Below are 23,385 nucleotides of genomic sequence, written 5' to 3' on the forward strand. Positions count from 1 at the left end.
CGCCGCAAACACCGGCGGTTCGCTCAAGACGCCCCTGGGGCAGAAAGGTAGCGCGCCTGCCAACGCACCGCGAGTTGCTTCGCGCGGTGCAGCGGCACGCGCGCCGCTTCGAAATCGACCACGCAGGCAAAGTCGGCTGCTTCGGGCCGCATCGGGCTCTCGTTGCTGCGGCCATCGGTGAGCAGCCACAGCCAGCGCTGGCGTGCCGCACTGTGTGCGAGTAACTGGTCGGCGCGCTGCACGCCGAGCGCGAGCGGCGTGCCACCGCCGGCGGCGATGGGCGCGATCCAGTCGTCGTTCCAGGCGCTGGCGCGGCGCGGCGGCAGGCGCAGCTCGACCACCTCGCCGGCAAAGCACAGCAGCGCCACATGGTCGCGCCGCTGGTAGGCCTCTTCCATCAGCGACAGCAGCAGGCCCTTGGCGCGCGCGAGGTTGCCGTCGTTGCGCATCGAGGCGGAGCAGTCGAGCAGAAAGCAATGCAGCGCGCCACTGCGGGCCTGCAGCGGGCGGCGACGCAGGTGTTCCGCGCGCAGCGTATCGGCGCCGCGGTTCGCCAACGTGCGCGGCCAGTCGAGCGCGGCCCCCGGCGATGCGGCGCCGTGCCATGCGTCCCGTTGCCTGCCCTGCCTCCAGTCGCCCTGGCGCGCGCCAGCGGGTGCGGCGTCCCGGAGGCTCAGGCTTTTTTTGGGAGGGCCTGCTGCGCGGTTTGCGAAGAGATCAGCGGGCGCAGCGGCTTGACGCGTTCGATACCGACGGGCTCGGGCGGCATGGCGCCCCAGTCCTGGTCGCCTGCGTTGTTCTGGCCGGTGCCGCTTGAGTTCGGCGCGCGCTGGGTGTTTGGGGGCACAGAAGCCGACGCCGATGCCAATGCCGCGCCTTCGGCTTCCGGTTTGCGGCGATGCAACAGCACGGCTTCGGCCACGCACTGCACGTGATCGGCGGTGATGGCCGCCGCGCCCTTCCAGGCCGCGAGCGCGCGCGCCGAGCGCAGCATCACCAGATCGGCGCGCAGGCCGTCGACCTGCGCCGCGATGCACAGCGCGCCGACGGCTTCGTGCACGTCGTCGCCGTAGGGCAGCGCGGAGGCATCCGCGACGATGGCGCGCGCCTTGACGAGCGCAGCCGCAAGCGCGGCTTCCGCCTCCGCATGCTTCGCGCGAAAGCCCTGCGGATCGACATCGAACGCGAGCCGCGCGCGCACGATGCCTTGCCGCTCGGCCGCGTCCTCGATGTTGCGCAACTGCACGCACAGCCCGAAGCGGTCGAGCAGTTGCGGGCGCAGCGTGCCCTCCTCCGGGTTCATGGTGCCGACCAGCACGAAGCGCGCCGCATGCCGGTGCGAGATGCCGTCGCGCTCGACCACGTTGACGCCGCTGGCCGCCGCATCGAGCAGCGAATCGATCAGCGCATCGGGCAGCAGGTTGATTTCGTCCACATACAGCACACCACCGTTCGCGCGCGCCAGCAGGCCGGGCGCGAACTTGAGTTCGTGGCCCGCGAGCGCCTGCCCGAGATCGAGCGTGCCCACGAGGCTTTCGAGGCTCGCCCCCAGCGGCAGCGTGACGAAGGGCGCGCCCGGCAGCAGTTCGGCCAGCGCACGCGCCGCCGTGGTCTTGGCCGTGCCGCGCGGGCCTTCGATCAGCACGCCGCCGAGGCCGGGGTCGACCGCGGCCAGCAGCAGCGCCTGTCGCAGGTGCGGTTGACCTGCGATCGCGGAAAAAGGAAAAGGCACCGGCATCGAGGCGGCAGTGGTCATCGGAGGGTTCCTTCCATCTGCTGCTCGTGGTCGAGCAGCAGGTTTTCGAGTTGGGTCTGGTAGTCGCCGGGCGATTCCCACAGGCCGCGCTGCATGGCTTCGAGCAAACGGCTCAGCATGTCGTGCAGCGCGCGCGGATTGTGTTGATTCACGAAATCGCGGGTGTCGGCATCGAGCACGTAGGCATCGGCCACCATCGCGTACTGGTGGTCGCCGACCACGCGCGCGGTGGCGTCGAAGCCGAAGAGGTAGTCCACCGTCGCCGCCATCTCGAAGGCGCCCTTGTAGCCGTGGCGCTTGACGCCGTCGATCCACTTCGGGTTGACCACGCGCGCGCGGATCACGCGGCTGATTTCTTCCTTCAGCGTGCGCACGCGCGGTGCCTGCGGGTTGCCGTGGTCGCCGTGGTACATCGCCGGCTGCTGGCCGCTCAGGTGGCGCACGGCGGCGGCCATGCCGCCCTGGAACTGGTAGTAGTCGTTGGAGTCGAGCAGGTCGTGCTCGCGGCTGTCCTGGTTCTGCAGGACGACGTTCATGGTGCGCAGGCGCCGCACCAGCGCGTCGGCTGCGGGCACGCCGTCGCTGCCCTGCCCGTACGCGTGCGCGCTGCCGCCTACGTAGGCGTTGGAGAGATCGTTGTCGGTCTGCCAGTCGCCGTGGTCGAAGAGCGGCTGCAGGCCGGAGCCGTAGCTGCCCGGCGCGGAGCCGAACACGCGCCAGCCGGCTTGGGTGCGAGCGTCTTCGGCGGTCGAACCTTCTGCTTCGAGCGCGGCTGCTTCCCGCAGGATGCGTGCGCGGATCGGGTTGCGCTCGGCGTCCTCGTCTTCCTGCGCAGCGACGGCCTGCACCGCGGCATCGAACATCTGCACGGCATTGGGAAAGGCATCGCGGAAGAACCCCGAGATGCGCAGCGTCACATCGATGCGCGGACGACCGAGCCCGACCGTGGGCAGCACCTCGAAATCGACCACCCGCTGGCTGCCCGGTGCCCACTTGGGCCGCACGCCGATCAACGCGAAAGCCTGCGCGAGATCGTCGCCGCCGGTGCGCATCGTGGCGGTGCCCCAGACCGAGAGGCCAAGCGCCACGGGGTAGTCGCCGTGCTCCTGCAGATGGCGTTCGACCAATTGAGCGGCGGACTTGAGGCCGAGCATCCAGGCGGTGGGTGTGGGGATGGCGCGCGTGTCGACCGCGTAGAAGTTGCGGCCGGTCGGCAGCACGTCGGGGCGGCCGCGCGAAGGCGAACCGCTCGGGCCGGGGGGGACGAAACGGCCTTGCAACGCGCGCGAAAGCTGATGCAGCTCGTGCGGGCCGCAGGCGTCGAGCGCGGGCGCGAGGCTTCGTTCGATGCGGCCCATCACGGCAGCGGTGTGCGGCATGTCGGGCGGGCACACGTTTTCCTCAAGCAAGCGCTGTGCGAGAAGCTCCAGCCGCTCCCGCGTGTCGCCGTGATGCCGCCATGCATCTGCACTCACCGATTGCAGCAATTCAGGCCGCGTGCCTTGCCATGGCTTGGCCGCGTCGATGTCGAGCGGATCGAAGGCTTCGCCCGGCAGCAGGTCCTGCGCCATCGCGCCCAGCAGACCGGCATTCGCACCCGTGCCGTCCGCGGACGGATACCGTGCGAGCGCGAGCAGCGTGTCCCGCCGCAGCCGCGCCTCCGGCGAGGCGCCGAACACATGCAGCCCGTCGCGAATCTGCGTTTCCTTCAGCTCGCACAGGTACGCATCGACGCGCGCCAACACCGCATCGTCTTCTGCGCCCGGCATGCCCAGCTCCTCGACCAGATGCTGCGCCCGCACGGCCGCGAGGATCTGCGCGCGCAGCACCTTCGCGCGCCGCGCATCGACCAGCAGCGCGTCGTAGTACTCGTCGACCTGGCGCTCCAGGTCCTGCAGCGGGCCGTGGTTCTCGGCGCGCGTGAGCGGTGGCATCAGGTGATCGACGATGACGGCCTGCGTGCGCCGCTTGGCCTGCGCGCCCTCGCCCGGGTCGTTGACGATGAAGGGGTACACGTTCGGCAGCGGCCCGAGGATCGCGTCGGGCCAGCAGGTCTGCGAAAGCGCGATGCTCTTGCCCGGCAGCCATTCGAGGTTGCCGTGCTTGCCGACATGCACGACCGCGTCGATGGCGAACGCATCGCGCAGCCAGAAATAGAAAGCGAGGTAGCTGTGCGGCGGCACGAGTTCGGCGTCGTGGTAGCTCGCGTAGTCGGCGGCGCCCAGCGTGCCGAGTGCGCGTGCGGGCTGAATGCCGACGAACACGCGGCCCAATCGAAGCCCGGCGATCATGAAGCGGTCCTGGCGCAGCATCGGGTCCTGCTCGGGCGTGCCCCAGCGCGCATCGATGGCACCGGCCATGCCTTCGGGCAAGGCCGCGAGCCGCGCGCGGTAGTCGGCGAGCGCGTAGCTCTGCCAGGCGGGGCGCGCAGACCATTGGGCGGGATCGTTCGCGATGCCCTCCTGCAGCGTCTGCATCAGCGCATCGCCATCGGCAGGGATGCCATCGCCGAGCACATAGCCCTCGGCTTGCATCGCGCGAAGGATCGCGATCACCGAAGCCGGCGTGTCGAGCCCCACGCCACTGCCGATGCGCCCTTCGCTGCCTGGATAGTTCGCGAGGATCAGCGCGATGCGCTTGTCGGCCACTGGCAGGCTGCGAAGGCGACACCAGCGGCGCGCCAGCTCGGCCACGAAGGCGATGCGATCCGGCTCGGGCTGGTAGCTCACCACCTCGGTCTGCGTGAGTTCGCAGCGGTGCGAGAGGCCCTTGAAGCTCACGGCGCGCGTGATGATGCGGCCGTCCATTTCGGGCAGCGCGATCTGCATCGCGATGTCGCGCGGGCGCAGGCCCTGGCTGTCGGCCAGCCAGTCTTCGCGATTGCCGCCGCTCACGATCACCTGCAGCACCGGTGCATCGCCGGCGAGCGCGAGGGCTTCGCCTGTGTCGTCCTGTGCGCCCTGCCCCAACGCGGCGAAGGCGGTGGTATTCAGCACGAGTTGGACATCGTGCTCGCTGCACAGGCCGCGAAATGCGGACAGGCACAGCGGGTCTTTCAGCGAATCGAGCGCGACCGGGAGCGGGTTCAATCCTTCAGCATGCAGCGCGGCAGCGAGCGCATCGAAAGCTGCCGTATTGCCCGACAGCAAGTGAGATCGATAGAACACCAGCGCCACCACCGGCGCATCCGCATGCCATCCGGCGCGCAGGTCGTCGATGCCGGCCACGGTGTGCGCCGCATCGATGCCGCGCGGCACATGCAGCGCAACCTGCGGCAGGCTGCGCGGCGGCAGCGGCGCCTCGCCGTGGCCGAGGCCATGGAAGGCCACCGCGCGCAGGAACTGCATCGCGTTGCCCGCACCGCCCGCGCGCATGTACTGCCAGAGCTGGCGGCCGACCGCACGCGGCACCGTGCCGCGCGCGAGCAGGTCTTCGTCTTCCTGCAGGTCGCCCGAGAACATCGCGAGCTGCTGGCCCTTGCGCTTGGCCAGCTCTTCGAGCTGCTGCAACCCGTAGGCCCAGGCCGACTCGGCACCCAGGTGATCGACCACCACCACGCGCGCATGCTGCAGCACCTCGTCGACGTACAGGTCGAGCGAGGCCGGCTGGCGCAGGTACATGAGGTTGGCCAGCCGCAGCGACGGGTAGCCGGGGTCGGTGGCCGCCAGCGCCGTGCGCGCAGCGGCGAGCAGCGCGAGCGTGGTGTCGGCCGAGCTGAGCACCACGATGTCGCCCGGCGTCTGGTCGAGCCGGGTGACGACGCTGTCGTCTTCGACGAAGCGTCCGGGCTGGGTGCTCAGCAGGTGCATGGGGTCAGGCTGGCACGGCGGCCACGCCTTCGAGCGCCTTGCGCAGCGCGCCTTCATCCAGGTCTTCGCCGATGAACACGAGGCGCGTACGCTGCGCTTCGTCGTCGCGCCAGCGGCGGTCGAAGTGATGGTCGAAGCGGCGGCCCACGCCTTGCACCAGCAAACGCATCGGCTTGCCCGGAACCGCGACGAAGCCCTTCACGCGGTAGATGGTGTGCTGCTCGACCAGCGCGGCGAGCGCGGCCAGGAGAACGTCGCGGTCCACCGGCGGCAGATCGATCACGAGCGAGTCGAACTCGTCGTGGTCGTGGTCTTCCTCGTGGTCGTGGTGGCTCTCGCGCAGGTGGATGGTGGTTTCGGCCGCCCGGCCCTGGCCCAGCAGCAGCGCGAGCGGCAGCTTGCCTTCGGTGGCGGCGACGATCTTCACCTCGGGCGGCAGCTCTTCGCGCACCAGCGCCTCGACCTGCGCGCGCGTGGCGTCGTCCATCAGGTCGGTCTTGTTGAGCACCACGAGGTCGGCGGCCGAGAGCTGGTCTTCGAAGAGCTCGTGCAGCGGCGATTCGTGATCGAGGTTGGGGTCGGCGCGGCGCGCCTCGTCGACGGCTTCGGGGTTCTCGGCAAACTGGCCCGAGGCGGCGGCAGGGCCATCCACCACGGTGACCACCGAATCGACGGTGAAGATGTTCGCGATGTCCGGCCACTGGAAGGCCTGCACCAGCGGCTTGGGGAGCGCGAGGCCCGAGGTCTCGATGATCACCGCGTCGATGTCGCCGCGGCGCTCGGCCAGTTGCAGCATCACGGGCAGAAACTCTTCCTGCACGGTGCAGCAGACGCAGCCGTTGGCCAGCTCGTACAGCGCGCCTTCGCGCTCGTTGCCTTCATCGTCGCAACCGATGCCGCAGCCGCGAAGGATTTCGCCGTCGATGCCGAGCTCGCCGAACTCGTTGACGATCACCGCGATGCGGCGGCCTTCGGCGTTGCCGAGGATGTGGCGCAGCAGCGTGGTCTTGCCGCTGCCGAGGAAGCCCGTGACGATGGTGACGGGGATCTTGGCGTTGCTCTGTGTCATGGAATGGATGCGTTCAAGCGCCTGGGCGCGAAGATGGATGGCGGCACGCCGCAGCGCGCCGCGAGGGAACTGCCGGCGCGGACGCGTGGCGATGGAGAGATTCGAGTCAGACGCCGCCGTACAGGCGACGCTCGACGAAGACCGTGCCCTGCAGCCGGCGCCAGCCCTTGGCGGCGGCCAGCACGCCCAGGTCGACCAGCGGCTCGACGAGCACGACGGTCATGTAGGCAGCGCCGAAGCTGGCGATCTGGCTGAGGTTCTCAAGGCCCGTGCCGCGTCCGTAGAGCGCCCAGAAGCCGACCCAGACCACGATGCCGCCCTGGTAGGCCACCGACAGCTTGAAGGCCTGCTGGTAGCTCAGGTCCACATACGCCACGTTCTTGGGAATGATGCGCTGCGCCAGCGCGGCCGTCGCGAACAGGGGCACCAGCAAGGTGGTGACGTTCATGCCGAACTGCGGAATGTCCTGCGGCTCGAAGAACAGGCTCTGGATCAGCAGCCCGCCCGCTAGGCCAATGGCTGCCGGCGCGAGCCCGAACACCAGCAGCAGCGTCGTGCCGAGGATCAGGTGCACCTCGGAAACACCCACCGGATGGTGCGGCAGCACTTCGAAGAAGCAGAACACCAGCGCGACGGCAATCGCCGAGCGCAGCGCCAGGGCGGCGATGCCGTCCTTCAAGACGGTGTCGAAGGCAACCTTGCCCGTGTAGGCCAGCGCGGCGGCGGCTGTCGCGTAGCTGAGGAAAATCTTGGATCCGTCGACTAGACCTGGTTCGATGTGCATCGAGCACCTCCTTTAGTGCACCGCAGTGCGAAAGTTGATTGTTCGTGGATGGGATGGATCACGCAAGCGCCGTCATGACCGCTGGAGCGCGCGCCGCGCTGCCGGCACCGCCGACGCCTTTGGCTTGCGCCTCAGTCGCCGCCAGCCGATCACCACGCCGCTCGCCGACGCGACGGCGCCGACGATCGACAGCAGCCAGACGACGATGTCCCAGGCGGGGCGGTAGTGGATGAGCCACGGAAAGTCGAGGCTGTGCGCCGCGTTGAAGAGCCAGCGGTTCAGCCGCGTGTTGCGGTTGCTGCTGCCCGCGACCTGGCCGCTCGCCGGGTCGATGTAGACCCAGCTGTGCGCAGCATCGCCGAACGTGAGGCGCCATACCGGCACGACGCGGTCGCGGTGGTGGCCGTACCAGTGGAAATCTTCACGCGTCAGCAGGGTGGCCTCGGCGATGGGAGCACCGGGGCGCAGGCGGGCGGCGGTGCGCACGATGTCTTCGCGGCCGATAGCGGCGGGCGCACCGGTGGCGGCATCCACCACGCGTGTGCGCGCCTGTGCATCGCGCAATTGCCAGAGCGGCTTGCCGTCGAACCACAGCAGGAGCGCCTCGCGCGGGGCCTCCGCGCCCTCCTCCACGGATCGCACCGCCATCGGCCACGGAACCGGCAATGCGTCAGCGCCGGTGTAGCGAGCCATCGCGGCGGCATCGACCGGGTTGCGTTCGAACCAGCCGTTCGGATTCATAGACAGCCAGCCGCTCACGATCCAGGTCAGCACGAAGAACCCGCCGATCAGCCCGGCGATGTGGTGCCAGGCCATCCAGCCGGTGTAGGGCGTGACGGCGCCGTTGCGAAACCGCCGGCGCAGGCGAACGCGCAGGATGCCGATCACGATGCCCGTGACGGCCGAGACGATGCAGGCGGCCGACAGCCACACCACCACGTCGTGCCACAGCGGCGGATCGGCGCGAATCGGCGTGAAGTAGATCCAGTGCGGCACGGAGCCCAGCCAGTTCCAGAAGCGCTCGGAGCGCGTGGTGTCGCGCACCACCTCGCCCGTGCGCGAGGACACGTAGAGCTCGGTGCCGGCGGCGTCGCCGAGTTCGATGCGGTGCAGCGGGCGCAGCGGGTTCAGGCCTTGCGGCACGGTCCACTGGTCGCGCTCCAGGGTTTCGGCCCAATGCGCACCGTTCTGGCGCGAGAAGCCGCGCGCGATGGTCTCGGCGCGTGCGGCATCGACCGGCCCCAGCAGTTGGCCGTCGCGGGCCGAGACGGCAAAGCGCTGGCCGCGCGCATCGACGATGCGCCACACCGGGCCGGCATCGGGCACGTCCTGCCGCATCTCCAATGCGATGCGTCGCGGCGGCTGTGCGCGCGCGGCGGCCGGCAAGGCATCGAGCGCCGCCGATGGCGCGACGACCGCCTGCTCGAACTTCAGCGGCGCCAAGCCCGCGAGGCGTTCCGGCTCGGTGAGCGAGGGATAGCCCACGTACATCATCACCACGCCGGTGACGAACCACATCACGAACAGCAGGCAGCCGCCGATGCCGAGCCACCGGTGCGTCCAGTAGAGCCAGTGGCGAATCCGCGGCCAGGCGCGGCGCCATGCGGAAGCCAACAACGACCGTTCAGCTTGGCGCTCCTCCAACCGTTCAGGCTGAGCTTGTCGAAGCCCTGCGCCGCGCTTCGACAAGCTCGGCGTGAACGGGCTTTTATTGTTTGGCACGGCTTGAACTCGCTCCAGCGTCAGAATTTCACCAGCGCTGAAACTTCGACCGAGCGCGGCCGGCCCAGCAGCCATTGGTTGCCGCTGTTCGAGAACGACAGCGGGTACGTGCGATTGGCCAGGTTGTAGGCGCGGAACGCGAGCTTGAGCGACGGGTTGGCCTGCCAGCTCACACCCGCATCGACCACGGTGTAGGAGCCGATCTTGCGCGAGTTGGCCGCATCGACCTGGCGCGAGCCGACGTAGCGCACACCGAAATCGGCCTCCCACTGGGGCAGGAAGCGCCAATTGAGGTCGAGGTTAGCGGCCTCTTCGGGCACGCCGAACGGCGTGTTGCCGGCGCGCGAGATCACGCGGCCGCCGACGACCTCGTTGAAGTCGTCGTAGCGCGCACGGAGCTTGGCGATGTTGGCTTCGAGCCTGAGCGTGGAGGTCAGCGCCAGATCGAGCGTGGCCTCGATGCCTTCGGACGACTGCTTGCCTACCTGCTGGTTGACGGTGGGGTCGCTCGCGGAACGCGAGAGCAGCTTGTCCTTCTCGAGGCGGTAGGCCGCGATGGACCAGGCGCCGCGGCCTTCGGCCAGTTGGCGCTTGTAGCCGATCTCGACCTGCTTGCCGGTGCTCAACTCGAACGGAGCCTGCGTGGCCGATGTGCTGATCACCGAGGTCAACGGATCGGCCGCGCGCGCCACCTGGGCGTAGAACGACTGCGAGGCATCGGGCGCATACACCACGCCGAGGCGGCCGGTGGCGTACGCGAAGGTCTTCTGGAGGTTGTTGGCGGCGTTCTGCAGGTCGGTGCGCACGACCTTCGCGCGGTCCCAGCGCAGGCTACCGACCACCGACCATTGTTCGTTGAAGGCCAGCTTGTCTTCGGCGAAGAAGGCGTAGGTGCTGGTCTTGGTCTTGTAGCGCGGCGTGTAGGCCACGGGCGAGGCGTAGTAGCCAGGGTTGAAGACGAACGGTTCGACCACCGAGCGGCCGCCGTACGGCGAATCGTTGGTGTGCTGGAAGTCGATGCGGTTCGCATCGAAACCCACCAGCACCTGGTTCTTCAGGCCGAACAGCGAGTGCTTGAAGGTGGCGTCGGTGCGGTTGCCGATCTGCTCCTGGTCATGGCCGATTTCCAGGTAGTCGCCGCGCGTCACGCGGCGCGTGGTGGCGTTGTAGGTATAGGTCTCGCTGTTGCGCCAGTGGCGCTTGCTGTCCAGGCGGTAGAGCTGGTTGCGCACGGTGACGGTGTCGCTGGGCGTCCATTGGGCATCGAAGCGGGTCCAGCGGTCGCGATACTTGATCTCGGCGTCGTCGGGGTTGTAGTTCTGCTCGCGGGTGAGGCTGCTCACGCGGCCGTTGATGAGCGGCACGCCGTAGTAACGCTGCGGCGACTGGCGGCCCTCGTCGTGCGAGAGCGTGAATTGCAGCTGCGGCGACACATCGAGCCGCACCGCGCCGCCCACGGCCAGGCTCTCGGCATCGCCGCGCACCATGAAGCCGTCGGTCTTGCGGTGGCTGATGTCGAAGCGATAGGAAAGCATGTCGTTGATCGCCCCGCCGCTGCCGAAGGCGACCTGACGCGTTGCATCGGAGCCCGCCGTGACGAGCGCCTCGTTCTGGATCGGGCCGCGCGTGGGCTTCTTGGGCACGACGTTGATCGCGCCGCCGATGGCGCCTTCACCGAACATCACCGACGCCGCGCCGCGCAGCACCTCGATGCGATCGACCGACCAGGTATCGAACGGAAAGGTGACGGTGCCGGCGCCCGCATAGAGGCGCGTGCCGTCGAAAAGCTGCATCACCGAGCCGTGGCCGGTGAAGCCGCGGGCCGCCAGGGCCGTGCCGCCGTTGCCGGGGCCGGGCGAGCCGGTGATGCCGGTGGCGCGGGTCACCGCTTCGACCACCGAAACATCGCCGCGTGCGCGGATGGTGTCGCCTGTCAGCACCTCGATGCTCGCGGGCGTTTCCAGCGGCGTGAGGCCCAGGCGGCTGCCGGTCTGGGTGGGCTCGTCCATCGCGAGCGGCGTGTGGCGGCTGGCTTCTACCTGCACGGGTGCGAGGCTGTTGTTGTTGCCGCTGTTTGTCGCTCCGGCCGGCTGGGCCAGCGCGCTGCCTGCGCCGAAGGCCAGTCCCACGCCCAAAGAAAGACGTGAAAGGCGTGCCCATTGCAATTGCGGCAATTGCGGCAGCTGCGGCAGCTGCGGCAACGGCGGCAACGGCGCAACCGTGCGACCGCGCGCCGGCGATGCTTGACCCATGTGACTTTTCCTCCGACCTGCGTCCCCGCAGGCTCCCGACCGAATGAGGACGTCGAGGGAGGCGGCTGAGGGCGGGCCGGTTCGCGCAGAGGGCGAAACGGCATGCCCGGACCCGCACTCCCGCAGCGTCCGAAAGCGGTTGCGAAGGCCGGTATCCGGGCTTGCGGAGCGCGCCGATGGCACTGTGCGTGCGCATCGAAGCCGAAACCCTCGCCTTCCCACGCAAAAGCGCAGTGGCTGCCGATGCTCAAAAGAAGAGAGACATCGACGCGAGGTTTTCCAGATCCGCTGACCGTTGCGGGGGCAGCGCAGGAATGGATGCGTCCGTGAAGACGCAGCGCACCTGCTTCCCGTTTAACCCCCAAGCCATGGAATGGCATGCGGGGCACCTTCGAACCGTGCGAGCTTGCTGATAAAAGATTACAAAACTCGACGGCCGGAATTATAGGGAGCGCCTCGGGGCGAGGCCGGCACCCCGGCGTCCCTGAGGCTCAGGCGGTTTTTCCCTCCGCGCCGAAAAGCCGCCGCATCACCGCTACACCGGCGACCAGCGCGTTCGAATAGCTGGCGTAGGGATCGTGCGCCGCCTCCAGCGGCACGTAGACATGGCGCCGGTCGTTTTCAGCCGCATCGCCGTCGGCCGCTTCCTCCATGAGCACCCAATAGAACTCGCCCGCTTCCAGTTCGTGGACGGTGAGCGCGATGTTTCGTGATGGGGACATGGAAAGACGGTTCATGCAGCGGGTTTTCTGTCAATGAATGGGCGAAGAGCGCGGTTGACAGCTTCCGGGCTTCTCCTACAGAGCTCGCCAGTGGCGCGAACTAGTGTTGTCTGCAGAGACCTTCCTCAAGAAAGAACCCGGAGGCAACATGAAGCACTTCACCCTGGAGTCGAACATGCGCGCCAGCATCGGCGGCGCGTTCTATCCGAGCGGCTATTCGATGGTGATGTTCCCGAGCGCCGACGACGCCGACCGCATCGGCCATCGGTTGATCGAGAACGGCGTGAGCGGCGACGAGGTCTACCTGATCGACGCCGAAACGGTGCTGCGAGAAATCTCGCCGACCGTCAGCGACTCGGACAACCCGCTGCCCTCCGCCGGCACCGATGCGGCCACCGTGCGCGCCTACACCAAGCTCGCGCGGGAAGGCCATACGGGCCTTCTTGTCAAAACGAAGGACGAAGCGGCAGCGAACCAGATGATGGAACTGGTGCGTACCGTGCCCTATTCCATCGCACAGCGCTACCGCACGCTGGTCATCGAAGATCTCTGAAACGGCGCCCGCCCTTCGGACTTCAAGCCGGCACGGCCATCGACGCCGCGCGCTGCACGACGTCGCGCGCCATGGCCTGGGCGAGTTCATGCTCGCCGAGGAAGACCGTGACGGCCGTTTCCTGCTTGAGCAGCGTGGCTTCCTGTTCGTTGTGGCTGCGGATCACGGTCTGGATCGCCGGGTTGAGCGTGCGTGCGGTCTCGATCATCTGGCGCACGTTCAGGGTGTCGGGCGTGGCCACCACCAGCACGCGGGCGCGGGCGATGTGCGCCTGGATCAGCACGGCCGGGTCCGCCGCATCGCCCCACACGGCGGCGATGCCGCCCTCGCGCAGCTTCTCGACCAGTTCGCGGTTCTGCTCGGCCACCACGTAGGGAATGTCGTTCGCCTCGAGCTCGGCCGCGATGCGGCGCCCGACGCGGCCATAGCCGACCAACACCACCTGCCTGGACAGGTACTTCGCTTCGGTGGTCATCGGCAGTTCGGCCAGCGGGTCGCTGCGCGATTCGAGCTTGCGTGCGAATGAGGAATGCGCGTGCAGCCACTTCTGCATCGGCGCGATGAGGCTGAACCACAGCGGGTTGGTCGCAATGGAAATGAGCGCGCCCGCGAGCACGAGGCTCTGCCCCTCGACCGGCAGCAGGCCCAGCGACACGCCCAACCCGGCCAGGATGAAAGAGAACTCGCCGATCTGCGCGAGGCTCGCGCTCACCGTGAGCGCCGTGGCCAGCGGGTAGCGGAACCCCAGCACCAGCGCGCAGGCCGCGAGCGACTTGCCCAGCACGATCACCAGCACCACCGCGAGCACCTGCAGCGGGCGATCGATCAGCACCGAGGGGTCGAACAGCATGCCCACCGACACGAAGAACAGCACCGCAAAGGCATCGCGCAGCGGCAGCGACTCCTGCGCCGCCCGGTGGCTGAACTGCGACTCGCGCATCACCATGCCGGCAAAGAAGGCGCCGAGCGCGAACGACACGCCGAAGAGCGCCGCCGAAGCGAAGGCGATGCTCACGGCGGCCGCCACCACGCACAGCGTGAACAGCTCGCGCGAGCCGGTTCGGGTGACCTGCCAGAGGATCCACGGGAACACGCGCCGGCCCACCACGAGCATCAGCACGACGAAGCCGCCGACCTGCAGGAGCGTGAGGCCGAGGGTCTGCCAGAGCGGGTCCGCGGGGCCGCCGCCGTTGTCGGGGGTGCCGCCGAGCGCGCCGGCCAGCGGGGGCATGAGCACCAGCACGAGCACCATGGCGAGGTCTTCGACGACGAGCCAGCCGATGGCGATGCGGCCGGTGAACGAATCCAGGATGCCCAGGCTCTCGAGCGCGCGCAGCAGCACGACGGTGCTGGCCACCGAGAGCGCGAGGCCGAACACGAGTGCGGCGCCGGGGCTCCAGCCCCACCACATCGCAAGGCCGCCGCCGAGCAGCGTGGCGACGGCGATCTGCGCCAGTGCGCCGGGCAGCGCGATCTTGCGCACGGCCAGGAGGTCGTCGAGGGAGAAGTGAAGGCCGACGCCGAACATCAGCAACATGACGCCGATTTCGGCGAGCTGCGCGGCAATGCTTGCATCGGCCACGAAGCCGGGAGTGAAGGGGCCGATGATCACGCCCGCGAGGAGGTACCCCACGAGGGCCGGCAGCCGCAGCTTGGCTGCCAGGAAACCGAACACCAGCGCGAGGCCGAGGCCGGCGGCAATGGTGTTGATGAGGGAAACGCTGTGCGGCATCTCTGCATTTTGCAGGAACGAGGGGTGGCCCTTCATGTCAATGCCCTCTGACCGGCCTTCGGTCTTGCTCCCTCTCCCGTTTGCGGGAGAGGGAGCAAGACAAGAGCCTCAGCCGGCCATCTTGCTGTCGCGGGCGCCTTCCAGCACTTCGGGCTCTTGCGATTCGACCCAGCTCTCGTTGTTCAGGCCCGCCTGCAGACGATTCATGTCGAGCTCGTTGGTCCACTTGGCCACCACGATGGTCGCCACGCCGTTGCCGATCAGGTTGGTCAGCGCGCGGGCTTCCGACATGAAGCGGTCGATGCCCAGGATGAGCGCGAGCCCCGCCACCGGCACGTGGCCCACGGCCGAGAGCGTCGCAGCCAGCACGATGAAGCCGCTGCCGGTGACACCCGCCGCGCCCTTCGAGGTGAGCAGCAGCACCGCGAGCAGCGTGATCTCCTGCACCAGCGTCATGGGCGTGTTGGTCGCCTGCGCGATGAACACCGCGGCCATCGTGAGATAGATCGAGGTGCCGTCCAGGTTGAACGAGTAGCCGGTCGGGATCACGAGGCCCACGCAGGTCTTGTTCGCGCCCAGGTTCTCCATCTTTTCCATCATGCGCGGCAGCACCGATTCGCTGGAGGACGTGCCCAGCACGATCAGGAGTTCTTCCTTGATGTACTTGATGAACTTCCAGATGCTGAATCCGTGGAATCGCGCAATGAGCCCGAGCACCACGAAGATGAACAGGAGGCAGGTGAGATAGAACGTGCCCATCAGCTTGCCCAGAGAGAAGAGGCTCCCCACGCCGTACTTGCCGATCGTGAAGGCCATGGCGCCGAAGGCACCGATGGGCGCGAGCTTCATGATGTAGCCGACGATCACGAAGAGCACGTGCGAGCCCTTCTCGATCACGTCGAACACCAGCGTGCCGCGGCCGCCGAAGCGGTGCAGGGCAAAGCCGAACAGCACCGCGATCAGGAGCACCTGCAGGATCTCGCCCTTGGCGAAGGCATCGACGATGGTGCTGGGAATGATGTTGAGCAGGAAGTCGACCGTGCCGGTCATCTTGCCCGGGCCGGTGTAGGCGGCGATGGCCTTGGTGTCGAGCGTGGCCGCATCGATGTTCATGCCGGCGCCGGGCTTGAGCACGTTGACCAGCACAAGGCCGACCACCAGCGCGATGGAGCTCACGACCTCGAAGTACAGGAGTGCGAGGCCGCCGGTCTTGCCGACCTTCTTCATGTCCTCCATGCCGGCGATGCCGACCACCACCGTGCAGAAGATGATCGGCGCGATGATCATCTTGATGAGCTTGATGAAGCCGTCGCCCAGCGGCTTCATGCTCTCCCCGATTGCCGGGTAGAAATAGCCCAGAAGCACGCCGATGATCACCGCGGTGATCACCTGCACATAGAGGGAGCGGTAGAGCGGGAGCTTCTTGGCGGATGTGTTTGTTGTGTGTTCCATGACTTGCCTCCGGAAGGGTTGAGAACTGTAGGCTCGTATCGGGTGTTTTCCATTCGTAAAAGCCACATCGCAGGAACAAAAAAACCCGCCGAAGCGGGTTTTTCGATCAGGTTGCGGTCAGCATCAGAAGGTGTGAATGAACTCGGCGTGCCCGAGCAGCACGCTCAGGCGCGCCCGATCAAGGCGCAAAGCGCAGCCATAGCTTGAGCTATGGCGAGCATTTGCAACGCGGAGCGGGTGTGCCTGAGCGGGATGAGCGGGCATGACGGGTTCGTTCATACCTTCTTAATGCATGTGGAGGCCGCCGTTGACCGAGAAATCGGCCCCGGTGGAGTAGCCGCCTTCGTCCGTGGCCAGCCACGAGATGATCGAGGCGATTTCGCTCGGCTCGCCCAGGCGCTTGACCGGGATGGTGGCCACGATCTTGTCGAGCACTTCCTGGCGGATGGCCTTGACCATGTCGGTGCCGATGTAGCCCGGGCTCACGGTGTTGACCGTCACGCCCTTGTTGGCCAGCTCCTGCGCCAGCGCCATCGTGAAGCCGTGCATGCCGGCCTTGGCCGCCGAATAGTTGGTCTGGCCCGCCTGGCCCTTGGCGCCGTTCACCGAGCTGATGTTGATGATGCGGCCCCAGCCCTTTTCCACCATGTCGCCCACCACCTGCTTGGTGACGTTGAACATGCTGTTGAGGTTGGTCTCGATCACCGCGCTCCAGTCCTCGGGCGTCATCTTGAGGAACATGCGGTCGCGCGTGATGCCGGCGTTGTTGACCAGCACGTCGATGGGACCATGCGCTGCCTTGGCGGCAGAGAAGGCCTCGACGGTGGATTGCCAGTCGCCGACATTGCCGACCGAGGCATGGAACTCGAAGCCTTCGGCTTTCTGTTCGGCGAGCCACTTGGCGTGGTCGCGTGTGGGGCCGCAACCGGCGACCACGGTGAATCCGTCTCTGTGCAGACGTTGGCAGATGGCTGTTCCGATGCCACCCATGCCCCCGGTGACATATGCAACTTTCTTGCTCATGAAATTTCCTTGATGTTTGCTTGGCAAAAGCCTGAACGGCCGCCTTCACTCTAGCCATTTTCACGCCACCGACCTCTGAGGAAAACACTGAGCCAACCTTGCAACCAGCTGTCACGGAGCGCTGCAAAGGTGCAACCTATATGCTCAGCTCTGTACGCTCTTGCTCACGCATCGACCTCAAGGAGTTCGAAAGTATGAATTTCGGGATCATCGTATTCCCCGACGTCGAGGAACTCGATTTCGTCGGCCCCTGGGAAATGCTCACCATGTGGAGCAAGCTCGCCGCGGGACCTGAGAACTGCCTGATCGTCGCGGAGAAAACCGGGCCGGTGGTCTGCGCCAAGGGGCTTTCGATCAATCCGCACGTGTCGTTCGCCGACTGCCCGCCCCTCGATTACCTGCTCGTGCCCGGCGGCATGGGCACGCGGCGCGAGGTCGACAACCCCGCGATGGTGCAGTTCCTGGCCCAGCAGGCGCCGGGGTGCAAGGCGCTGCTGTCGGTATGCACCGGCGCCTTCGTCTTGCATGCGGCGGGCCTGCTCGCAGGCAAGACAGCCACCACGCACTGGGGTTCGCTCGATCGCCTGCGGGCGCTGGGCGACGTGAAGGTGGTCGAACAGCGCTTTGTGCAGGACGGCGACACCTGGACTTCGGCCGGTGTCTCGGCCGGCACCGACCTGATGCTCGGGTTCATCGCGCACACCGCCGGCGAGGAAGCCGCCGCCAAGGTGCAGTTGCAGTCCGAGTACTACCCGGCGGACAAGGTCTACGGCAACACGGCGAGCCACGAGCGTGCGCCGGCGTATGTGCGGCAGCCGGGCGGCAAGCTGCGGAAGACGCCGTGAGCGCTGCACCTTCTTCAGAACTCGAGTCGCTCGCCGTGCTCGCCGCCCGTGTCGGTGCGACGCTGCGCGAACGGCGGCAGACAGTAGCGGTCGCCGAGTCGTCGGCGGGCGGCCTCGTCTCGGCCGCCCTGCTCGCGATTCCGGGCGCATCGGCCTTCTTCCTCGGCGGCGCGGTCGTCTACTCGCGCCGCGCCGGAAAAGCACTGCTGGGGCTGACGCGTGAAGACATCGGCGACATGCGCGGGGAAACCGAGCCCTACGCCCGCTTCATCGCGGCCCGCATCCGCGAGAGCCATCGCGCGACCTGGGGCATCTGCGAGAGCGGCGCGGCCGGGCCTTCGGGCAGCCCTTATGGCGATGCGCCGGGGCATGTGTGCGTGGCTGTCGCGGGCGCAGTCACCGTGAGCCGGACCATCGAGAACGGGACCACCGACCGCCCCGCGAACATGGCGCTGTTCGCGCGGCAGTTGCTCGCGCTGTTCGACGAGACATTGCAGGCTCAGCCCGCGCCCGCCTCGGCCTGAACCTCAATCCGCCTGCACGCCCGCAGCGCGGATCACCTTGCCCCACTTGTCGATCTCCGCCGCGAGGTGCGTGCGCAGGCTCTCGGACGTGACCTTCTCCATCGGCACGGCCTCGGTGCTCAGCTCGGCAAAGCGCTTTTTCACCATGTCGTCCTGCAGCGCGACGCGCAGGGCCGCATTGAGCTTTTCCATCACGGCCGGCGGCGTGCCCTTTGGCGCGTACACGCCGTGCCACACCTTCACGTCGAAGCCCTTCAGGCCCTGCTCATCCAGCGTCGGGATGTTGGGCATGCTCGACAGCCGCTGCGGCGTGGTCACGCCGAACACCTTCACGCGCTGGCCGTCCTTGATGACCGGCGCGGTCTGCGTGGTCTGGTCGCACAGGAGATCGACCTGCCCGCCCATGAGGTCGTTGAGCGCCGGGCCCGCGCCCTTGTAGGGCACGGTGGTGAGCTGCACACCGATCTGGTGCGCGAACAGCAAGCCGCACAGCTGCGACACCGCGCCGATGCCGGCGTTGGCGAGCGTGACCTTGTCCTTGTTGGTCTTCACGTAGGCCAGCAGCTCCTGGAAGTTGTTGGCCGGAAAGTCCTTGCGCGAGAGCAGCGTCATCGGCACGTCCATCACCTGGCCGACGTATTCGAAGTCTTTCAGCGGGTCGTAGTTGAGCTTCTTGTAGAGCGCCGGCGCGGTGGCCATGCCCATGTGGTGGATGAGGATGGTGTAGCCGTTGGGCGCCGCCTTGGCCACGCGCGCCGGTGCGATGGTGCCGCCTGCGCCGACGGTGTTCTCCACGATCACCGGCTGGCCGAGCGACTTGGCCATGGGAATGGCCAGCATGCGCGCCACCACGTCGGTGGGGCCGCCGGCCGAATACGGCACGACCATGGTGATGGGCTTGTCGGGCCAGGGGGCCTGCGCGGTGGCCGGCGATTGCGCGGCCATGAGGCAGGCGCCCAGCGATGCGGCCAGCAGGGTTCGTGTTTTCCAGTTCTTCTTCAGGTTCACTTTTTGTCTCCTAGGTTGTTGGATCTGTCTTCTTCTTTCGAAATCAGGAAGGCGGCTGCGCATCGAGGGCGAGCAGGCGTTCGGCGAGGCGCACCACCGGCGCATCGACCATGCGGCCGTCGAGGCTGACCACGCCGCCGCCGGCGGACCGGATCGCGTCGATCACGCGGCGCGCCCATGCGAGCTCGTCGGCGCTCGGGCCGAGTGCGGCGTGCACAGGCGCGACCTGGTCGGGATGGATGCACAACTTGGCGCCGAAGCCACCGCGGCGTGCGCGTGCGCGTGCGGTGTCGGCGGCGAGGCGTTGCAGGTCGCGCCAGTCGGCGGTCACGCCATCGATGGGTGCGGGCAGGCCGGCGCGGCGCGTGGCCAGCAGCAATGCGAGGCGCACGGGCACCAGCTCGGCTTCGTCGGCATCGCAAGCCAAACCGACATCGGCCTGAAAGTCGAGATTGCCGAACGCGAGCCGGAGCACCTGCGGGGCCGCTGCGAGTTCATCGACCGCCGCAAGGCCCGCCGCCGATTCGATGAGGGGTACGAGTTGGCCTTGCGGGCCGATGGCCTCGGCCAGCCGCTGCAGATCACCGGCGCGCTCGGCCTTGGGCAGCACCACGCCCGCAATCAGGCCTTGCCCGACCAGCGCGGCCACGGCGGCGCGGTCGTCGTCATGCCATGGCGTGCCGCTCGCATTGATGCGCACCAGCAAGCGTTGGCGGCCCGCTTCCGGCAACGCGGCGAACGAGGCCACAAGGCCCTCACGCGCCGACGCCTTGCGCTCGGGCGCGACCGCGTCTTCCAGATCCACGATCACGCCGCCCGTGCCCGCAGCCAGCGCCCGCGCATGACGCTCGGGCCGGTCGGCGGGCACGAAGAGAAAGGTGCGCGCGAGCGCGAGCGGCGTTGTGCTCAAACCGCCCTCGCCTCGCGCAGCGCCGCAATGTCCGCATCGCTGCGCCCGAGCGCGCGCAGGATCGACTCGGTGTGCTCGCCCACGGCAGGAATCGCATCCATGCGGTAGTCGAATGCGCTCTGCCGCCCGGCCGGCAACAGCGCTGGAATGTCGCCCGCCGGCGAACCCACCTGCCGCCACCGATCGCGTGCCTGCAGTTGCGGATGCGCCCAGAGCCCGGCCATGTCGTTCATGCGCGCGTTGGCGATCTGCGCGGCATCGAGCCGCTCCAGCACCTGCGCCGTGCTCAGCGCGCCGAAGGTCTCCAAGATGATCGCGCGCAGCGCCTCGCGGTGTTCGTTGCGGCGCGCGTTGCTGTCGAAGCGCGCATCGGTCGCGAGCCCCGACTGCAGCAGCACCTTCTCGCAGAAGGTGCGCCATTCGCGCTCGTTCTGCAGGCCCAGCATCACCGTGCCGCCATCGCCCGCGGGAAACGGGCCGTAGGGGTAGATGGTCGCGTGCGAGGCAGCGCTGCGCGGCGGCGGCGGCGCGCCTTCGTAGGCGTAGTACATCGGGTAGCCCATCCACTCGGCGAGCGATTCGAGCATCGACACGTCGATGTGCGAGCCCTTGCCGGTCTTGCCGCGCTGGAGCAGCGCCGCGAGGATGCCGGTGTAGGCGTACATGCCGGCCGCGATGTCGGCGACGGAGTTGCCCGACTTGCACGGATCGCCCGGCGTGCCGGTGACCGAGAGAAAGCCCGCCTCGCTCTGGATCAAGAGGTCGTAGGCCTTCTTGTCGCGGTACGGGCCGTCTTCGCCATAGCCCGAGATGTCGCAGACGATGAGGCGCGGATGTTTTGCCTGCAACGCCTCGGCGCCGAGCCCCATGCGCGCGGCGGCGCCGGGGGCGAGGTTCTGCACCAGCACGTCGGCATCGGCGACCAGCTCCTGCAGCACCGCGAGTGCGGCGGGTTGCTTCAGGTCGAGCGTGAGGCTTTCCTTCGAGCGGTTCACCCAGACGAAGTGCGAGGCTTCGCCGCCGACGCGCCCGTCGTAGGCACGCGCGAAGTCGCCCACCTCGGGCCGCTCCACCTTGATGACGCGGGCGCCGAGGTCGGCCAGTTGCCGGGTGCAGAACGGCGCGGCGATGGCGTGTTCGAGCGAGATGACGGTGATGCCGTCCAGAGGTCTTGTCATGTGTGTGTCTTTCCTCAGGCCAGCACGGCCGTGGCCCGCATCGTGAGCCAGCCGTCGGCGTCTTCGCCCCAGAGGCTGAAGGTCTTGTTGTCGCTGCTGCCTTCCGTGGGCTTGCCGTGCACGCGGAACGGCGCGATGTCGAAGGTCGGCCGCACGGCGCGGAATTCGAAGCGCGCAAGCTGCGCGCCCGGCACGTTGCGGCGCAGCAGGTCGACCAGCAGCGTCGCGATCAGCGGGCCGTGCACGATCAGGCCGGGATAGCCCTCGACCTCGGTCACGTAGCGGCGGTCGTAGTGGATGCGGTGGCCGTTGAAGGTGAGCGCCGAGTAGCGGAACAGCAGCACGTCGTCGGGCACGATCTCGCGGCTGAAGGCGGCGTCCTTCGACGCGGGCGTGGGCGGCGGCGTCTTCTCGCCGGGCGCGGCGGCGGCACGGTAGACGATGTCGTGCTCTTCGGTCAGCGCGAGGCCGCGCGCGTTGCGCACCTCGTGGCGCACGAGCACGAAGACGAGTTCGCCGGTGCGGCCGGCTTTGTGGGTGACCGAAGCGATGGTCGAGGTGCGCTCGACCTTGTCGCCGACCTGCAGCGGATTGCTCGCTTCCCAGTTCAACCGCCCCCCCGCCCACATGCGGCGCGGCAGCGGCACGGGCGGAAGGAACCCGCCGCGCTTCGCATGGCCGTCTTCGCCGATCTCCGATTGGCGGTGGTGCGGCAGGAAGTAGAGCCAATGCCAGAGCGCGGGCAGATGCGTGCCGGCTTCGGGCGGCGCGTCGTCGCGGTCGAGCGTGGCGGAGAGCGCGCGCACGGGCGCGGCAGTGATGTCGTCGACGAGCGTCTCGCTGCGGCCTTGCCAGCCCTGGAGCTTTGCAAGCGCTTCGGCGTCGATCAGAGGGGAGGAAGTGTTGTCTTGCATCCGGTCTCGGTGAAGTTCGTTCATACGGATTCCCGATCAGTCATGAACCGTTCGGGCTGAGCTTGTCGAAGTCGTGCGCAGCGCTTCGACAAGCTCAGCGTGAACGGCTGTTGTCGAACTGCGCTCGGCATCAATCGACCGCGGCGCCGGAGGCCTTGACGATCCGCGCCCACTTGGCGAGGTCGTCCTGCAGCAGTTTCGAAAATTGCTCGGGCGTGGTGGGCGCCGCAATCTCGACGCCCTGCTGGTCGAGCTTGTCGCGCAGATCCTTGGCGGCCAGCGCCTTGCGCGTCGCGTCCTGCAGGGTGGCGAGCACGTCAGCCGGCACGCCCGCGGGCGCGAAGAGGCCGATCCACAGCGTGCCGTTGTAGCCCGGCACCGCCTCGGCGATGGTGGGCACGTCGGGCAGCACCGGCGAACGCTTGTCGCCGCTTACGGCCAATGCGCGCAGCTTGCCGGCCTTGATGTGCGAGAGCGCCGAAGGCAGGCTCGCGAACACGATGGGCAACTGGCCGCCCAGCACGTCGTTGAGCGCGGGCGCCACGCCCTTGTACGGCACGTGCTGCATGGAAATGCCGGCCATGCTGTTGAGCATTTCGCCGAGCAGGTGGTTGAGCGTGCCGTTGCCGGCCGAGGCGTACTGATAGTTGGCGCCCTTCTCGCGCGCGAGCTTCAGGAACTCGGCGAAGTTCTTCGCGGGAAACGTGGGGTTGACCAGCAGCACGTTGGGCACAGCGCCAATCAGGCCCACGGGCTTGAAGTCCTTCACCGGATCGAAGCCCGGGTTCTTGTAGAGCGCGGGGTTGATCGCCTGGCTGCTGCTGATGGTCATGAGCAGCGTGTACCCGTCCTTCGGGCCCTTGGCGACGAGCTGCGTGCCGATGTTGCCGCCCGCGCCGGGCCGGTTGTCGACGACCACGCTGGCGTTGTTCATCACCTCGCCGAGCTTCTGGCCGACGAGGCGGCCGACGATGTCGTTGGTGCCGCCGGCCGCCTGCGGCACGACGAGCGTGATGGGGCGCGACGGATACGGCTGTGCAGTGGCGGGGCTCGCGGCGATCAGCGTGGCTGCTGCCGCAAGCGAAAGAAGCGCGAGGGCGCGGAATGTCATGTCTTTGGCTCCATGGCCTCA

Annotated in this window: 19 protein-coding genes and 1 riboswitch; of the genes, 3 read left to right on the forward strand and 16 right to left on the reverse strand. The window is 67.9% G+C overall.

What is annotated here, in order from left to right; genetic code table 11:
• Positions 1–23 precede the first annotated feature (23 nt).
• The 8 genes from VARPA_RS19185 to VARPA_RS19220 form a co-directional block, all read right to left on the reverse strand.
• Positions 24–557 carry a vWA domain-containing protein gene (locus VARPA_RS19185; RefSeq protein WP_013542249.1) on the reverse strand — a complete coding sequence of 178 codons (534 nt, stop codon included), beginning with the start codon at positions 555–557 and terminating at the stop codon, positions 24–26.
• Positions 558–673: 116 nt separating this feature from the next.
• The gene (locus VARPA_RS19190) at positions 674–1,756 is read right to left on the reverse strand and encodes an ATP-binding protein (protein ID WP_013542250.1); all 1,083 of its coding nucleotides are present in this window, start codon (positions 1,754–1,756) and stop codon (positions 674–676) included.
• Entirely contained in the window at positions 1,753–5,565 is a 3,813-nt protein-coding gene (gene cobN / locus VARPA_RS19195; RefSeq protein WP_013542251.1) for a cobaltochelatase subunit CobN, read from the reverse strand. Before cobN ends, VARPA_RS19190 begins: the two co-directional genes overlap by 4 nt.
• Before the next feature lie 4 nt (positions 5,566–5,569).
• A complete protein-coding gene (gene cobW / locus VARPA_RS19200; RefSeq protein ID WP_013542252.1) occupies positions 5,570–6,634 on the reverse strand; it encodes a cobalamin biosynthesis protein CobW in 1,065 nt (354 codons plus the stop codon).
• Positions 6,635–6,740: 106 nt separating this feature from the next.
• Positions 6,741–7,418 carry an energy-coupling factor ABC transporter permease gene (locus VARPA_RS19205; RefSeq protein ID WP_013542253.1) on the reverse strand — a complete coding sequence of 226 codons (678 nt, stop codon included), beginning with the start codon at positions 7,416–7,418 and terminating at the stop codon, positions 6,741–6,743.
• A 72-nt stretch (positions 7,419–7,490) separates the two neighbouring features.
• Positions 7,491–9,032, reverse strand: a complete 1,542-nt coding sequence (locus VARPA_RS19210) for a PepSY domain-containing protein (RefSeq protein ID WP_013542254.1) — start codon at positions 9,030–9,032, stop codon at positions 7,491–7,493.
• A 128-nt stretch (positions 9,033–9,160) separates the two neighbouring features.
• Entirely contained in the window at positions 9,161–11,392 is a 2,232-nt protein-coding gene (locus VARPA_RS19215; RefSeq protein ID WP_013542255.1) for a TonB-dependent receptor, read from the reverse strand.
• Positions 11,393–11,520: 128 nt separating this feature from the next.
• A riboswitch (cobalamin riboswitch) is annotated at positions 11,521–11,800 on the reverse strand.
• Positions 11,801–11,883: 83 nt separating this feature from the next.
• Positions 11,884–12,114 carry a hypothetical protein gene (locus VARPA_RS19220; RefSeq protein WP_144299013.1) on the reverse strand — a complete coding sequence of 77 codons (231 nt, stop codon included), beginning with the start codon at positions 12,112–12,114 and terminating at the stop codon, positions 11,884–11,886.
• Between the two features lie 148 nt (positions 12,115–12,262).
• Between VARPA_RS19220 and VARPA_RS19225 the strand changes: the two genes are divergently transcribed.
• The gene (locus tag VARPA_RS19225; protein WP_013542257.1) at positions 12,263–12,667 is read left to right on the forward strand and encodes a hypothetical protein; all 405 of its coding nucleotides are present in this window, start codon (positions 12,263–12,265) and stop codon (positions 12,665–12,667) included.
• Positions 12,668–12,689: 22 nt separating this feature from the next.
• Here VARPA_RS19225 and ybaL read toward each other — a convergent pair whose 3' ends face one another.
• The 3 genes from ybaL to phbB form a co-directional block, all read right to left on the reverse strand.
• Positions 12,690–14,399: a YbaL family putative K(+) efflux transporter gene (gene ybaL / locus VARPA_RS19230; RefSeq protein ID WP_041943844.1), complete on the reverse strand. Its 1,710-nt coding sequence runs from the start codon at positions 14,397–14,399 to the stop codon at positions 12,690–12,692.
• A 108-nt stretch (positions 14,400–14,507) separates the two neighbouring features.
• Positions 14,508–15,851 carry a dicarboxylate/amino acid:cation symporter gene (locus VARPA_RS19235; RefSeq protein ID WP_013542259.1) on the reverse strand — a complete coding sequence of 448 codons (1,344 nt, stop codon included), beginning with the start codon at positions 15,849–15,851 and terminating at the stop codon, positions 14,508–14,510.
• A 285-nt stretch (positions 15,852–16,136) separates the two neighbouring features.
• Positions 16,137–16,874, reverse strand: coding sequence for an acetoacetyl-CoA reductase (gene phbB, locus VARPA_RS19240; protein WP_013542260.1), 738 nt, complete (start codon positions 16,872–16,874; stop codon positions 16,137–16,139).
• Between the two features lie 194 nt (positions 16,875–17,068).
• On the opposite strand from phbB, the gene VARPA_RS19245 reads away from it, so the two are divergent.
• On the forward strand, positions 17,069–17,719 hold the full coding sequence (locus tag VARPA_RS19245; RefSeq protein ID WP_013542261.1) for a DJ-1/PfpI family protein: 651 nt from the start codon (positions 17,069–17,071) through the stop codon (positions 17,717–17,719).
• Entirely contained in the window at positions 17,716–18,243 is a 528-nt protein-coding gene (locus tag VARPA_RS19250; protein ID WP_041942960.1) for a CinA family protein, read from the forward strand. Before VARPA_RS19245 ends, VARPA_RS19250 begins: the two co-directional genes overlap by 4 nt.
• Positions 18,244–18,246: 3 nt before the next feature.
• Here the strand turns inward: VARPA_RS19250 and VARPA_RS19255 are convergent, their stop codons facing one another.
• From VARPA_RS19255 to VARPA_RS19275, 5 genes are all read right to left on the reverse strand, one after another.
• A complete protein-coding gene (locus VARPA_RS19255) occupies positions 18,247–19,251 on the reverse strand; it encodes a tripartite tricarboxylate transporter substrate-binding protein (protein WP_013542263.1) in 1,005 nt (334 codons plus the stop codon).
• Positions 19,252–19,294: 43 nt separating this feature from the next.
• Positions 19,295–20,161: an HpcH/HpaI aldolase/citrate lyase family protein gene (locus tag VARPA_RS19260; protein ID WP_013542264.1), complete on the reverse strand. Its 867-nt coding sequence runs from the start codon at positions 20,159–20,161 to the stop codon at positions 19,295–19,297.
• Positions 20,158–21,339, reverse strand: coding sequence for a CaiB/BaiF CoA transferase family protein (locus tag VARPA_RS19265; RefSeq protein WP_013542265.1), 1,182 nt, complete (start codon positions 21,337–21,339; stop codon positions 20,158–20,160). The genes VARPA_RS19260 and VARPA_RS19265 overlap by 4 nt, the downstream gene beginning before the upstream one ends.
• Before the next feature lie 14 nt (positions 21,340–21,353).
• Positions 21,354–22,253: an FAS1-like dehydratase domain-containing protein gene (locus tag VARPA_RS19270; RefSeq protein ID WP_013542266.1), complete on the reverse strand. Its 900-nt coding sequence runs from the start codon at positions 22,251–22,253 to the stop codon at positions 21,354–21,356.
• Positions 22,254–22,383: 130 nt separating this feature from the next.
• Positions 22,384–23,364, reverse strand: a complete 981-nt coding sequence (locus VARPA_RS19275) for a tripartite tricarboxylate transporter substrate binding protein (RefSeq protein ID WP_013542267.1) — start codon at positions 23,362–23,364, stop codon at positions 22,384–22,386.
• Positions 23,365–23,385 lie beyond the last annotated feature (21 nt).

Origin of the sequence: Variovorax paradoxus EPS, from assembly GCF_000184745.1 — a bacterium.
Lineage (GTDB): Bacteria > Pseudomonadota > Gammaproteobacteria > Burkholderiales > Burkholderiaceae_C > Variovorax > Variovorax paradoxus_C.